This window comes from Paenibacillus lutrae (assembly GCF_009757775.1).
GTDB classification, from domain to species: Bacteria; Bacillota; Bacilli; order Paenibacillales; family NBRC-103111; genus Paenibacillus_F; species Paenibacillus_F lutrae.
This window is the reverse complement of sequence record NZ_RHLK01000001.1, coordinates 275,142-291,419: the sequence shown is the minus strand read 5'-3', so window position 1 is coordinate 291,419 and position 16,278 is coordinate 275,142. Positions and strand designations below refer to the sequence as shown.

3 protein-coding genes are annotated in these 16,278 nt (G+C 52.4%); all 3 read left to right on the top strand.

The window, feature by feature from the left end; translation table 11 throughout:
* Positions 1-132 precede the first annotated feature (132 nt).
* A complete protein-coding gene (locus EDM21_RS01180; RefSeq protein ID WP_166541769.1) occupies positions 133-1,626 on the top strand; it encodes an RCC1 domain-containing protein in 1,494 nt (497 codons plus the stop codon).
* 1,318 nt (positions 1,627-2,944) lie between these two features.
* The gene (gene panD / locus EDM21_RS01175) at positions 2,945-3,328 is read left to right on the top strand and encodes an aspartate 1-decarboxylase (RefSeq protein WP_157332099.1); all 384 of its coding nucleotides are present in this window, start codon (positions 2,945-2,947) and stop codon (positions 3,326-3,328) included.
* Between the two features lie 12 nt (positions 3,329-3,340).
* Positions 3,341-16,261 carry a non-ribosomal peptide synthetase gene (locus EDM21_RS01170; protein WP_157332097.1) on the top strand — a complete coding sequence of 4,307 codons (12,921 nt, stop codon included), beginning with the start codon at positions 3,341-3,343 and terminating at the stop codon, positions 16,259-16,261.
* The last annotated feature ends 17 nt before the right edge of the window (positions 16,262-16,278 follow it).

Here is a 16,278-nt window from a genome sequence, read left to right as displayed (position 1 = left end):
TATCTAATTAAAAAAATCCATCTTAAAACATAAAATATATTTTATGGAAAAGTATTCTATTTTATTTTTTTGTATGTTATGATGTCACCAAGTACTAGTAGAAGTGTAAATTACGGGGAGGCAAGTTGGGCTATGAAATTTCGAACTTTGATGGGTGTTACTGTATTAGCACTTTTAACAAGCAGTTTTTCTTCATCCTTAGCGAGTGCAGCAACGGTTACGCCAGATGTGGCGCCAGGTTCATCCTTTTCACTAGCGTTGAAAGCAGATGGTACCGTGTGGGCATGGGGTATAAATACGTCTGGACAACTCGGCGACGGAACCACAACTAAAAGGCCCTTGCCGCAACAAGTACCCGGCCTTGATAATGTTGTTAAAATTTCGGCGGGCGGAAGTCATTCGCTGGCGTTAAAATCAGACGGGACAGTCTGGGCTTGGGGAGACAATGGCAGCGGAAAATTGGGGGATGGCACTACAGTAGATCGAAAAACTCCTGTTCAAGTAAAAAACCTGAGTAATGTTACGGATATTGGTACTGGTGAGATCAATTTAAGTTTTGCTATAAAAAGTGATGGAACGCTTTGGACATGGGGAAGTATCTCGAATGCTTCGGGGCTTGGGAACGCTTCAGGGCACAACAGTTTACCCGTAAGAGTACCTGTGGTAACGAATGCTGAAAAAATCTCCACAGGTTATGGGCATACTGCTGCAATTTCCCATGATGGTAATTTATGGGTATGGGGAACGAATTATGAAGGAGAGGTGGGGGATGGATCTAGCGGTGCAACCAATAAAAGACCTAATCCAACGCCTATTAACTTTTCTAATGCTCTAATGATCGAACCTGGAGGAAGTCTTGGTTTGAAAAAGGACGGTACACTGTGGCACTGGGGAAATGGGTGTGATACAAAGGGGGAAGGAACTGGTTGCAATCCAACTAAAATACCTTCTCAAGTTTCATCGCTTAGCAATGTAAAGACCGTTAGTGAACACGGTATTAGAGTGCTGGCGGTCAAGGAAGATGGTACTATTTGGACCTGGGGATATAACCAAACCGGATTACTCGGGACTGGCTACACGGATGTAAGATATGATAGAGATTACAAAGCAAGACAAGTTGTTTTGTCTGATCATTATACACCACTAACAGGAATTATTTCCGGTAAAGTAAGTCGTACGCACATGCTTGCCATCAAAAATGACGGCTCTGTTTGGTCCTGGGGATACAATTCGAATGGGCAATTAGGAGATGGAACAATAAGCAGCGGAGCTGATATTACAAGGGAACACGCGGGACAGGTTGTCGGTCTTTCGTTGTTCGATGAACAGCAAATTGCCAAAGGTGATGTAAAATCAGTAAATTTGACGCCAGGAACTATGCAAAAGTATGTGTATGTTCCACAGACAAGTGGACCGGTTACGATCTCAACAGGTTTTCTCCAAAGCCCCTCGGATACAATTCTTAATATTTATGATGCTAATAACACTTTATTAGGAACGAATGACGATTATAACAATACTACATATTCTAGTATGACTTTAAATCTGACAGCAGGACAAAAGTATGTCATTGAAGCTGGTGGATTACAAGGAAGTGCAGCTAATTTTACTTTATCTGTACAATAAATCTTTAGGTAAAAGCAGCAATAAATCCATCCATGTCGGATGTTTAAAAGTCGCGTAGCAGCGGCTTTTTTTATTTTAAATGTCACAGGGACCTGATATTTTTTCTTATAACACATAAACATATGTACAAAATACTATGTAACTTATGGATTGTGATACAATCAAAATGTAATACAAGGAGAAGGACGTAGCTCAAGCGAAGGCGCGGGAGCGCTCTTTTTATTGAATGGGAAACGAGAGTAAAGAAGTATTATCCACAGGGAACCTTATCATAAGCGACGGCGAAATTTTTGGTTTAACTGGAATATGAGTTTACTCTTTTGGAATCATAGACATCTTAGAATCAAAAAGAGTTTTACAAAAGACAAAAGTGTCGGATGACAAGAACATATATGCTTAAAAGTCGCGTAGCAGCGGCTTTTTTTGTTTTAACGATATAAGTTCTTGTCATAAGTCAGTGACAAGAACTTTATCGCTTCTGCCCACGAATGCAAAGCTGATGGATTCGCCCACTATATAAATACGGAGTATCCATTGTCAATATCGGTAACACGGCATTTAAAAGGTACGTATGTATTTACTCCAGATCTGAAGCTTGGCTGGAAAAATAACCTGACGTATAGCTTATGATGCCAGTTTCTGTGGTGACGGATCTTGATGTAGGGCCATTAGCCTATTATGAAAACAAAAAGAGCAAGAGTGATGAACCTCCTGCTCTGCGAGACGTCTACATTATAAATGAGGATAACATTGAGCAGGTCGCTAAAAGGAAGCTAGCGCAGGTAATGGTTTCCAGCAAACTAACGTTGTAGGGCAGACATTACGCCTCGTTACTTAAATATGCCAGCGAGATTTGTTGACAACCATACTGCTCCGAGCGAAAGTTGTCTAAATTTGGCCCGCTTGCTGCCAGACGGCAGTCTCGAATATATAGGACATATCTACCGGCAATTTAGATTTCTGCGTCGAGCTGTTCATAAGCGGCGATGGATTGGCTGTGAGGTAAATCAACCGTCTCGATTAGAAGTATCATTATGCAGGTTAAGCAACAAGCATTCTTGACTCTCCGTGAACACGAAACGTCGGAATAAAGGTAAATAATAACATAGTTAGATTGACATTCATATAATGGAAGATATATACTTATCAGTAATCGCATATGTTCGCTGTTTGCTTCACTCAAACTAACGTGTTACCGCAAGGGCATGAGTTAGGAAGTGTTTACTTCCTATACTCATGCCCATTTCCATTTTACGAGATTCTACAATTTCAGAGCAAGGAGCGCTTAACTAGACTCAGACCTTAAGGGAGGAAGCAGATGTTTAGAGAAATGCATAAATCGAAAATTCACCGAGGGGTTGTAACCGAGGCGAATTTGAATTACGTAGGGAGCATTACGATCGATCAATCGATTTTGGATGCGGCCGACATTTGGGAGAACGAAAAGGTTCAGATTGTCAATGTGAACAATGGTGCGCGGTTGGAGACATATGTCATCTCCGGGCCAAGAAATTCCGGGACGATTTGTTTGAACGGCGCTGCGGCTAGACTTGTTCAGCCTGGCGATAAGGTTATTATTATTTCTTATGCACTGATGACGGACGAAGAGGCGAGATCTCATCGACCTCGTGTTGTGATCATGGATGAGACGAATTCGATTACGGATACAGACTATGAGGAAAAGCACGCCTTCAGGATATAGGGAGGGAACCAAATGAGTAGCATTGATCTGGTAACACAGCCTTTAACACAAGCCCAACTACGGATATGGTATACCGATCTTCTGTATCCAAACACAACGGCGGGCATTGTCTCCGGAATAGCTATGATGAGAGGACCTCTTCATGAGGATGTGCTAAAGCAATCTATCTGGCTTGTAATACAGCAGAACGATGCGTTTCGTATCCAGATCGGTCATGACAACGGCGTGCCGAAGCAGTGGTTAAACACTGACACAGAGTCGGAAATCCCGATCTTCGATTTCTCCGGAGCCGGTAAGGAATCGGGTGCTGACGAGTGGCTGCGTCTTCACGGCACGAAAGCCATTCACGTTCTAGACTCCAAGTTATTCGAATTCACGCTTCTGAAAGTGAACGATGACCAGTATTGGGTCCATCTGAGCATGCATCATATCATCTCCGATGGCGTTTCCATGAGTCTGATTGCGAATCAAATCCTTCACAATTATGTGTGCCTAACCAGCGGCCAAGGGGTACCGAATCAGGATACAAACAGCTTTATCGACTATATTTGCACGGAGCAGGAATATGAAAAATCGGGACGTTTCCAAAAAGACCGCGCGTTCTGGCTGGACAAATTCGGCAGTCTGCCCGAGGTTATCGGATTAAAGTCTTACAATCCTTTTACATGCAGTACAACTGCCATTAGTGAAGGCATAACCTTGGAAAATGATCTTTATGAAGGTGTAAAAGCATTTTGCGCGCAGCACCAGATAAGTATCTTTACGTTTTTCTTAGCGGCTTTGTATATGTACATGTATAAAACAACCCGGCAAAATGATATCGCCATTGGCACGATCTACGCCAACCGGACAACGAAGAAGGAAAAGGATACGGTAGGGATGTTCGTAAGCACTGTCCCTACCCGGCTGTTCGTTAACCCAGAAATGGAGATAGTTCCATTCATGCAGATGGTGGGCAAGGAACAGGCCTCGATTTTGCGCCACCAGAAATACCCTTACAATACGTTAATTCAAGATCTTCGGGAGATGCATAATAACCAAAATATAGAACGGTTATTCGGTGTTTCGATACAATATCGAACAATGAGCTGGCTGGATATGAATGAAATCGGTCTTCAGATTGACAAGCAGTTCTGCGGACATACGATCAATGATTGTGACATTCATGTGGTAGACATGATAGACGAACAGAAGCTGCGCTTGTTTGTGGACTATCGCACGCAGCTGTTCACGAATCAGGAAGTGAAGCGGCTGATCCGGCAAATTCTCCTCATCGCAAGCCAAACTATTCATCATCCGAATGCGCAGATTGCAGACATATCCCTCATGACGGAAGAGGAAACGAATTTGGTATTGACCGACTTTAACGATACGTCAGCTGACTATCCGCGAGGGAGCACGCTTCACGAGTTATTCGAGGAGCAGGTAGTGCAGACGCCCGATCATATAGCGGTCGTTTTCGGCGAAGAAAGTCTTTCGTATCGGGAGTTGAACGAGCGAGCAAACCGATTAGCTGCCCTGCTTCGCAAGCGCGGCGTGCAGCGAGAAAGCATTGTCGGCTTGATGTTGGAGCGCTCCCTAGAGCTTGTGGTTACCGTTCTTGGAATAATGAAGGCCGGTGGCGCGTTCGTACCTATTGATCCGTATCTCCCTTCCGACAGAATCAACCATATGCTACACAATAGTGGAGCATCGCTTATCGTTAGTCAGCGGCAATGTCTTGCCGGTCACCGCTTGGCGTCACAGCATCAGATTGTGTGGCTGGAAGATGAGCATATTCTTCAGGAAAGTGCCGGCAATCTCTCTTCTGTCAATCTTCCAAGCGACTTGTGCTATGTCATCTACACGTCCGGTACGACAGGGAAACCCAAGGGCGTGCAGCTGGAACATAGAAATATCGTGAACTTGCTTTACTTCGAATATACAAAAACGAATATCGACTTCACCGCTCATGTGCTGCAATATGCCGCTTGCAGCTTTGACGTTTGCTATCAAGAGATGTTCTCGACTCTTCTTGCAGGAGGGCAGCTACATATCGTTCACGAGGAGCTCAGACGGGATATTGCTCCGTTGCTGGAGTATATCTCCCGGCAGCATATTGAGGTATGGTTTTTGCCGCCTTCTTTACTGCATTTTATATTTACCGAAAAAACGTATGTGGATCGTTTTCCCGAATGCGTCAAGCATCTGGTAACGGCGGGAGAACCCTTGGTTGTCCCCCCCCAGTTGAAGGCATATATACGCGATCATCGTATGTATGTACATAATCATTACGGGCCTTCGGAAACGCATGTTGTGACTGCGTTAACGATCCACCCGAATGAGGAGATTGCCGACCGGCCCCCGATTGGCAAGCCCATCAGCAATACGCGCATCTACGTTGTGGATGAGCGTATGGTACCGCAGCCACAGGGTGTGACTGGGGAGATGTACATTGCCGGAGAAGGCGTCGGCCGAGGATACATCAATGACAAGGATCTGACGGCCAGCAAATTTGGCATAAGCCCGTTTCATCCCGGGGAGCGCATGTACCGAACGGGGGATTTGGCCCGTTGGCTGCCGGATGGGACGCTGGAATATATGGGACGGACCGACCATCAATTGAAAGTGAGAGGCTATCGGATCGAGCTTGGAGAAGTTGAGTCCGTGCTGCTTGAGCAGCAAGCGGTGAAGGAAGCTGCGGTCGTCGGCCGACAGGATGAGCGGGGCGATATGTATGTATGCGCTTATGTGGTGACCGAAGGGGAGTTCGATGCATCGGCATTGCGTCATGATATGGAGCAGCAGCTCCCGGGCTACATGATCCCTTCGTTCTTTGTATCCTTGGAGCGAATGCCGCACACGCGAAGCGGGAAGATTGACCGTCATGCGCTCCCAGCACCGGATACCGGCACGTTGGTCGGTCAAGCCTACGTCCCGCCACGTACGATGCTTCAAAAGCAGTTGGTAGAGCTTTGGCAAGATGTGCTTGGCGTGAAACGAGTCGGCGTGAAAGACGACTTCTTCAGCCTTGGAGGGCATTCGCTAAAAGCGATGATGCTCGTTGCACGGATGCATAAGGAACTGGACGTCAATGTTTCGCTGCGGATGATCTTCGAGCTGCCGACACCGGAACGGCTTGCGCTGGTTTTGGAAGGGATGGAGCAACAACCCCACACATGGATCGAGCCAGTGGAAGCTCGTGCTGAATACCCCCTTGCTTCCGCTCAAAAACGGTTGTATATCTTGAACCAGTTGGAAGGCGCGGAGCTGAGCTACAACATGCCGGGCGCATTCATTATTACGGGACCGCTCGATGTGGAAAGGCTGGAGCTGGCGTTCCGCCAATTAATCGCACGGCATGAATCGCTGCGGACGACGTTCACGGTTGTTGACGGGGAGCCCATGCAGCGTGTTCAGGAGCAGGTGCCGTTCGCGCTGGAAGTCATGCGGCTTGCACAGGCGAAAGCCGAAGAAGCAGACAAAGCGGGAGGAAATGAAAGCAAAACGGTAACGCAAGCAGCCGGAGAAGCGAGAACGTTAGCGGATGAAGACATCTTGCTTATGGTAAACAAGTTCGTTCGCCCGTTCGATCTCGGCCAAGCACCGCTGCTGCGGGTGGGATTGACCGAGCTGGAGCGGGATCGCCATCTGCTGCTGTTCGACATGCATCATATCATCTCCGACGGCGTATCCATGGGCATTCTGACGGAGGAATTCGTCCGGCTGTACGCGGGAGAGGGGCTGCCGCCTCTGCGTATCCAGTACAAGGATTACGCCGTTTGGCAGCAAGCGGGCCTCCCAAGCGAGCGATTGAACGGGCAGGAAGCGTACTGGCTGGACGTGTTCAGCGGAGAAATTCCGGTGCTGAACCTGCCGACGGATTATGCGAGGCCTGCGGCAAGGCGCTTCCGGGGAGACACGGTAGCATTTACGCTGGATGCGCAGCGAAACGAGAGGTTAAACCAGCTTGCCGCACAAACGGGATCGACGCTGTATATGGTACTGCTCGCCGTTTATACGACACTGCTCGGTAAATATAGCGGGCAAGAGGATATCGTAGTCGGAACGCCGATTGCCGGAAGGCCGCATGCGGATCTGGAGCCGATTATCGGGATGTTCGTCAACACGCTCGCAATCCGTAATTCTCCGGAAGGGGAGAACACCTTCCAGTCTTACTTGCAGAAAGTGAAAGAAAACGCGCTGCGAGCGTTTGAGAATCAGGACTATCCATTCGAGGAACTCGTCGAGAAGCTGAACGTGAGCCGGGACTTGAGCCGCAACCCGCTGTTCGACACGATGTTTATTCTGCAAAATACAGAGCAAGGAAAACTTCGTCTCGAAGGGCTGGAGCTTGAGCCGTACAGCAATGAGCCTGGCGTTTCCAAGTTTGATCTGACGCTGACGGCGGCCGAGGATGCGGGAACAATCGAATGTCGCCTGGAATACAGCACCGCGCTGTTTCAGCGGGAGACCGTCGAGCTGATGGCACAGCATTTCGTGCAAGTCATTGACGTTATCGTGGATGAGCCGCAGACGAAGCTTGCGTCCATCGCCATCGTAACGCCGGAAGAGAAAGCGCAGATCATCGACGTATGGGGTGATACGGCGGCCAACTATCCGAGAGACAAGACGCTCCATGCGCTGTTCGAAGAACAGGCTGTGCGCATACCCGAGCAGGTGGCGGTTGTGTATGGCGATGCTTCGCTAACCTACCGGGAGCTGAATGAACGGGCAAACCGGCTTGCGCGCACGCTGCGGGCTGCAGGCGTACAGGCAGACGTCCCTGTCGGCATGCTGGTCGAACGTTCATTGGAGATGATCGTCGGCATATTCGGCATCTTGAAAGCCGGGGGCGCGTACGTGCCGATCGATCCCGGGTTTCCGCTAGAGCGTATCCGCAGCATGCTGGAGGATTCTCAGGCAAAGGTGCTGGTGTCGCAGAGCCATCTGCAAGAGCGCGTCCCCTTTACAGGGAAGCTTGTTAATCTGGACGATCCGCGAGCGTACGAAGGAGACGCTTCGAATTTGAAGACGGCAGCTACCGCGAGCAATTTAGCTTACATCCTCTATACGTCGGGCTCAACGGGCAAGCCTAAAGGGGTCATGGTCGAGCATCGGTCAGTCGTTCACATCTTAACGCAGTTGGATCGCGCGTATCCGATGCTGGAGGGCGACGCCTACCTGTTAAAAACGGCTTACACGTTCGATGTGTCGGTTGCGGAGTTGTTCGGCTGGTTTTTCGGCAATGGCAAGCTCGTGATCTTACAACCGGGACTGGAGAAAGATCCGGCCGCGTTAATCCAAGCAATTCGGGAACAGCGCATCACGCATGTCAACGTTGTGCCGTCAATGTTCGGCGCATGGTTGCCGATTCTGGAGCAGTTGGGAGACGACGCGCCATCCCAGGTCTTGAAGTACATTTTCGCCTGCGGGGAGGCGCTTCCGGCCCGGTCGGTGGAGCAGTATCATAAACTATCGATGACGGCAAAGCTGGAAAATATTTATGGCCCGACGGAAGGGACCTTGTACGCAACAACCTTCACCACAAATGCGGAAGCAGGTACGCGGAACAACGTTCCGATCGGCAAACCGCTGGGGAACGTCCGGATATGGATCGTGGACCCAGCCTTCCAGCTGCAGCCGATCGGGGTGGCCGGGGAGCTGTGCATCTCAGGCGAAGGGGTAGCCCGAGGATATGCAAACCGTCCCGAGCTGAACGCAGAGAAGTTCATCGACAACCCGTTTGCGGCAGGAGAGCGGCTGTACCGGACAGGGGATCTGGCCCGATGGCTGCCGGACGGGAACATCGAGTATATGGGCCGGATCGACCATCAGGTGAAGATTCGCGGTCACCGGATTGAGCTTGGCGAGGTAGAAGCGCAGCTGCAGAAGGTAAACTCCGTACGGGAAGCGGTGGTGATCGCCCGGGAAGACGAGGCGGGGCACAAGTTTCTGTGCGCCTACTTCGTAGCGGACGGAGCGCTGCCTGTAAGCGACCTAAGAAGCGCGCTGGCAGAGGAGCTGCCGGGCTATATGATGCCATCGTACTTGATGCAGATGGAGCGGCTGCCACAGACGCCGAATGGGAAGATTGACCGTCGAGCGCTGCCTGCGCCCGAAGGAAGCGTTCAGACCGATGCGGAATACGTGGCTCCACGAACGGCGACGGAAAAGAAGCTGGCGGAAATCTGGCAGAACGTGCTGGGCGTTGCAGCCATCGGGGTGAAGGACAATTTCTTCGAAATCGGCGGGCACTCGTTGCGGGCAACGACCCTGGTGTCGGGCATCTATAAGGAGATAGGCAAGCAGCTGCCGTTGCGGGCTGTGTTCCAATCGCCGACGATTGAACAACTGGCCGCTTACCTCAACCACATTGAACAGACCGGCTATGCATCGATCCCGCTGACCCCTGAGAGGGACCATTACCCACTTTCTTCCGCACAAAAGCGGTTGTATATCTTGAACCAGTTGGAAGGTGCTGAGTTAAGCTACAACATGCCGGGCGTATACACCATTACGGGACCGCTCGATGTGGAGAGGCTCGAGCTGGCGTTCCGTCGATTAATCGCACGCCATGAATCGCTGCGGACGTCGTTCACGATCGTGGACGGGGAGCCGGTGCAGCGCATACAAGAGCAGGTGCCGTTCGCGTTGGAAGTCACGCGGCTTGCACAGATTGAAGCTGGAGAAGCAAACAATGCGGCAGGAACGGAAAGCAAAACGGAATATAAAACGGAAAGAAAAACAGTAAGAAAAACGGAAACACAAGCAGCCGGAGAAGCGAGAACGGTAACGGAAGAGGACGTCTTGCATAGGGTCAACGCGTTCGTTCGCCCGTTCGATCTCGGCCAAGCACCGCTGCTCCGGGTGGGATTGATAGAACTGGAGCGGGACCGTCATCTGCTGCTGTTCGACATGCATCATATGATCTCCGACGGCGTATCCATGGGCATTCTGACCGAGGAGTTCATCCGGCTGTACGCGGGAGAAGAACTGCCCACTCTGCGCATCCAGTACAAGGATTACGCAGTTTGGCAGCAAGCGGGACTTGCAAGCGAGCAAATGAAAAAGCAGGAAGCGTACTGGCTGGACGTGTTAAGCGGTGAACTTCCGGTGCTGAACCTGCCGACGGATTATGCGCGGCCTGCGGCAAGGAGCTTCCGGGGAGACACGGCGACGTTTACGCTTGATCCGCATCGAAGCGAGGGGCTGAGCCGGCTTGCCGCACAAACGGGATCGACGCTGTATATGGTACTGCTCGCCGTTTATACGACGCTGCTCGGTAAATATAGCGGGCAAGAGGATATCGTGGTCGGAACGCCGATTGCCGGAAGGCCGCATGCGGATCTGGAGCCGATCATCGGGATGTTTGTCAATACGCTCGCACTTCGCAATGTTCCGGAAGGGGAGAGCACCTTCCAGGCTTACTTGCAGAAGGTAAAAGAAAGTGCGCTAAGGGCATTTGAGCATCAGGATTATCCATTCGAGGAACTCGTCGAAAAGCTGAACGTGAGCCGGGACTTGAGCCGCAACCCGCTGTTCGACACGATGTTTATTCTGCAAAATACAGAGCAAGGGAAGTTGCGTCTTGAAGGACTGGAGCTTGAGCCGTACGGGAATGAGCCCGGCGTTTCCAAGTTTGATCTGACGCTGACGGCGGCCGAGGATGCGGGGGCGATCGAATGCCGTCTCGAATACAGCACCGCGCTGTATAAGCGGGAGACGATCGAACGGATGGCGCAACACTTTGTGCAAGTAGTAGACGTCATCGTGGACGAGCCGCAGACAAAGCTTGCGTCCATCGCCATCGTAACGCCGGAAGAGAAAGCGCAGATTGTTGAGGTATGGGGCGATACGGCTGCGGATTATCCAAAAGACAAGACGCTCCATGCGTTGTTCGAAGAACAGGTCGCGCGCATACCCGAGCAGGTGGCGGTTGTGTATGGCGATGAGGCGCTGACCTACCGGGAGCTGAACGAACGGGCAAACCGGCTTGCGCGCACGCTGCGGGCTGCAGGCGTGCAGGCTGACACACCTGTCGGCATGCTGGTTGAACGTTCATTGGAGATGATCATCGGCATATTCGGCATCTTGAAAGCCGGGGGCGCGTACGTGCCGATTGATCCGGAGTTTCCGCAGGAGCGTATCCGCAGCATGCTGGACGATTCGGGGGCAACGGTGCTGGTGGCGCAGAGCCATCTGCGAGAGCGCATTCCCTTCAACGGGAAGCTCGTGGATCTGGATGATCCGCAGGTCTACGACGGAGACGGTTCGAATCTGGAGCCAGCAGCTGCCGCAGGTGATTTGGCGTACATCCTCTACACGTCGGGATCAACGGGCAAGCCTAAAGGGGTTATGGTCGAGCACCGGTCGGTCGTGCACATCTTGACGCAGTTGGAACGTGCGTATCCGATGCTGGAAGGCGATGCCTACCTGTTAAAAACGGCTTACACGTTCGATGTGTCGGTTGCGGAGTTGTTTGGCTGGTTTTTTGGCAATGGTAGGCTCATGATCTTACAACCGGGACTGGAGAAAGATCCGGCCTCGTTAATTCAAGCAATTCGGGCACAGCGCATCACGCATGTCAACGTTGTGCCGTCAATGTTCGGCGCATGGTTGCCGATTCTGGAGCAGTTGGGAGACGGTGCTCCAAACCAGGTCTTGAAGTACATTTTCGCCTGCGGGGAGGCGCTTCCGGCCCGGTCGGTGGAGCAGTATCATAAACTATCGATGACGGCAAAGCTGGAAAATATTTATGGCCCGACGGAAGGGACCTTGTACGCAACAACCTTCACCACAAATGCGGAAGCAGGTACGCGGAACAACGTTCCGATCGGCAAACCGATGGGGAACGTCCGGATATGGATCGTGGACCCAGCCTTCCAGCTGCAGCCGATCGGGGTGGCCGGGGAGCTATGCATTTCAGGCGAAGGGGTAGCCCGGGGATATGCAAACCGTCCCGAGCTGAACGCAGAGAAGTTCATCGACCACCCGTTTGCGGCGGGAGAGCGGCTGTACCGGACGGGGGATCTGGCCCGATGGCTGCCGGACGGGAACATCGAGTACATGGGCCGGATCGACCATCAGGTGAAGATTCGCGGTCACCGGATTGAGCTTGGCGAGGTAGAAGCGCAACTGCAGAAAATAGACTCCGTACGAGAAGCGGTGGTGATCGCCCGCGAAGACGAGGCGGGACACAAGTTCCTGTGCGCCTACTTCGTAGCGGACGGAGCGCTGCCTGTAAGCGACATAAGAAGCGCGCTGGCGGAGGAGCTGCCGGGCTATATGATGCCATCGTACTTGATGCAGATGGAGCGGCTGCCGCTGACGCCAAACGGGAAGCTCGACCGGCGGGCGCTGCCTGCGCCCGAAGGAAGCGTTCAGACCGGTGCGGAATACGTGGCTCCACGAACGGCGACGGAAAAGAAGCTGGCGGAAATCTGGCAAGACGTGCTGGGCATTGCAGCCATCGGGGTGAAAGACAACTTCTTCGAGATCGGCGGGCACTCGCTGCGGGCAACGACCCTGGTGTCGGGCATCTACAAGGAGATGGGCAAGCAGCTGCCGCTGCGAGCCGTGTTCCAGTCGCCGACGATCGAACAACTGGCCGCTTACCTCACCTCTATCGAACAGACAGGTTACGTATCGATCCCGGTGACCCCTGAGAGGGACCATTATCCACTTTCTTCCGCACAGAAGCGGTTGTTCATTCTGAACAAGTTGGAAGGTGGAGGAATCAGCTACAACATGCCCGGCGTGATCCGCATCGAGCGGGCACTCGATATGAACCGGCTGGAGGAGACGTGCCGCAGCCTGATTGCCCGCCATGAAATGCTGCGAACAAGCTTTGAGCTGGTAGACGGCGAAGCCGTGCAGCGTGTACATCGCGATGTACATTTTGAAGTGGAGCGTGTGAAGCCTAGCGTAGACTTTGATGATGAGCATGGGGGAGCAAGCAGGGAAGAAATAGAGGCGCGCATTGGCGAATTTGTACGTCCGTTTGATCTTGGCCAGGCTCCGCTGCTGCGTGTGGGATGGCTTGAGCTTGCGCAGGATCGCCATCTGCTATTATTCGATATGCCGCATATCATCTCGGATGGGACATCGATGTCCATCCTCATGAAGGAATTCGCTCAATTGTATGAAGGCGATCAGCTTCCGTCGTTGCAAATTCAGTACAAGGACTTTGCCGTCTGGCAGCACAATCAAGCCGATCTGTACACGTTGCAGCAATCTTATTGGCTCCAAGCGATGGAGGGAGCGCTGCCCGTATTGATGCTGCCTACCGACTATCCCCGTCCGGCTGAACAGAGCTTCGCCGGAGACCGGGTGGACTTTATCATCGACTCGGAGCTGAACACGCGGTTAAGACAGCTTGCGGCGGCAGCGGACAGCACCTTGTACATGACGCTGCTTGCCGTCTATTCCGTTACGCTGTCCCGATTATCCGGCCAAGATGAGCTTATTGTGGGAACGCCGGTTGCCGGTCGAAATCATCCGGATTTGCAGTCTGTCCTGGGCGTGTTTATCAATATGCTGGCGATCCGGACGAGAACGGAAGGAAGCCTTTCTTTCATCGATTACTTACAGGAAGTGAACCAGGCGTCCCTGAATGCTTTCGAGCATCAGGATTATCCGTTCGAAGAACTGGTGGAAACGCTGAATCTTCCTCGCGATTGGAGCCGCAATCCGCTGTTCGACGCCATGCTTGTCCTGCAAAATATGGAAGGCTCCGCGTCGGAAGAACTGTCTAATCTGGGCTTTACTTCGGCGGACTACATCCATCCGTTCGCCAAGTTCGATGTGAGTCTGTACGCGGTGGAGACGGCTCAAGGCGTCGTGCGATGCTCCCTGGAATACAAAACAAGCCTTTTTAAAAGGGAAACGATTGAGCGATGGGTCGGGTACTTCTTACGGATCGTGGAACAAGCGGTGCGAGTCCCCCAGACGAAGATCTCCGAGTTCGAGCTGCTAACGAAGGAAGAGACGAACAAATTGACGATTGCCTTCAACGACACGGTGATGGTTTATCCGAAGGACCGGACGGTTCACTGGTTCGTAGAGGAGCAGGCAGAGCGGACGCCGGATCAAACGGCGCTTATCGCCGGGGAAGAGCGGCTAAGCTACAGCGAACTGAACGAGCGGGCCAACCGCTTGGCAAGGACTTTGCGCCATCATGGCGTGGGGCCGGACCGGACTGTCGGGCTGCTGACGGATCGCTCCGCAGAGCTGCTGGTCGGCCTGCTGGCTGTCTTGAAGGCTGGCGGCGCTTATGTGCCTATAGATCCGGCTTATCCTCGGGAGCGAATCCGCTATATGCTGGCCGACAGCGGAACGAGCGTACTGCTCACACAGCGCAGCTTGTCCGAACTCCTGGAGAAAACCGACGGCAGCAGCGGTTATGGCGGAACGATCTTATATACGGACGAAGCAGGTATTTATGCAAAGGACGGCTCTAATCTGCCCCCGTCCGCCACGGCCGGTGATTCGGCGTATGTGATCTATACATCCGGTTCGACCGGGCAGCCCAAAGGTGTCATCATCGAGCATCGCAACGTCATCAATTTCATCCACTCCATGGAAGAGCGGCTTAGGATGAGCGAGATAAGAACGATGCTGGCGTTAACATCCGTATCGTTCGATATCTTCGTGCTGGAGACGCTAGTACCGCTGTCTTACGGATGCACGGTCATTCTGGCCGATGAGGAAGCGCAGCAGGACCCCAGCATGCTGAGCCGATTAATTGAGCAAGCGGACGGGATACAGGCAACGCCGTCACGAATGCGGATGCTGCTGGACTATCCGCCCACAGCGCAAAGCTTGCAACGACCCCGTCTGCTGCTTGTCGGGGGAGAACCTTTTCCACAAACGCTGCTTCGTGATCTGAAAGCAGCGAATGCGATAGGTGCGGTGTACAACATGTACGGCCCAACGGAAACAACCGTATGGTCAAGCGTGCAGCGCTTGGATGGGGAAGAAAGAGATGAGGAAAATAGAAATGAGGAAGATAGGATCGTCAAGGGAGAAAAGAAGATCGTCATCGGTAAGCCGATCGGCAATACGCAATTGTACATTATAGACGGATGCGGCCGGCTTCAGCCTACCGGCGTCGCCGGAGAGCTGTGTATCGCCGGAGACGGTGTGGGCCGCGGATACATCGGGAAGCCGGAGCTGACAGCCGAGAAATTTATAGACTGTCCCTTGAATTCGGCAGGAAAATGGTACAGAACGGGCGACTTGGCACGCTGGCTGCCCGATGGGACGGTCGAGTGTCTGGGACGGATCGACCATCAGGTGAAGATTCGCGGTCACCGGATCGAACTGGGAGAAATCGAGGCGCAGCTTCGGCGCATGTGTTCCGTTGACGATGCCGCGGTCGTTACTCGCCAAGCGGCGGACGGCAGCCAGCAGCTATGCGCCTACATTGCCTCGCGTGAATCGCTTACCGTAAGCGGACTGCGTGACGAGCTCAGCTCGTTCTTGCCGGGCTACATGATCCCGGCGCATTTCGTGCAGCTCGCCGCTATGCCGCTGATGCCCAGCGGCAAGATCGACCGGCTGGCGCTGCCCGCGCCGGAAGGGTTCACAGCAGCGTTAGGCGTGGACTATGCCGCACCCCGCACGGAACGAGAGCGGCTGCTTGCCGCCGTATGGGAAGATGTTCTGGGTGTACAAAATATCGGTATCCGGGATAACTTTTTCGACCTCGGCGGCGACTCGGTCAAGGCGCTTCAGGTGGCTGCACGGTTGCAGCGCCACGGCTACGAGGCGGAGCTGAAGGAGTTGTTCCGTCGTCCAACCATAGAGAAGTTAGCGGATGCTTTGACCTACCGACCTATTGAACACTGCACAAGCCGCACTGAGAACGAGAAAACAGCTTCGGAATTCAGAGATGCGGAACTTACCTTGGAAGAGCTGGAAAGCATTACCCGCTCATTGGGTGCTTTGTAGCCGGAAGGAGAAAGAAC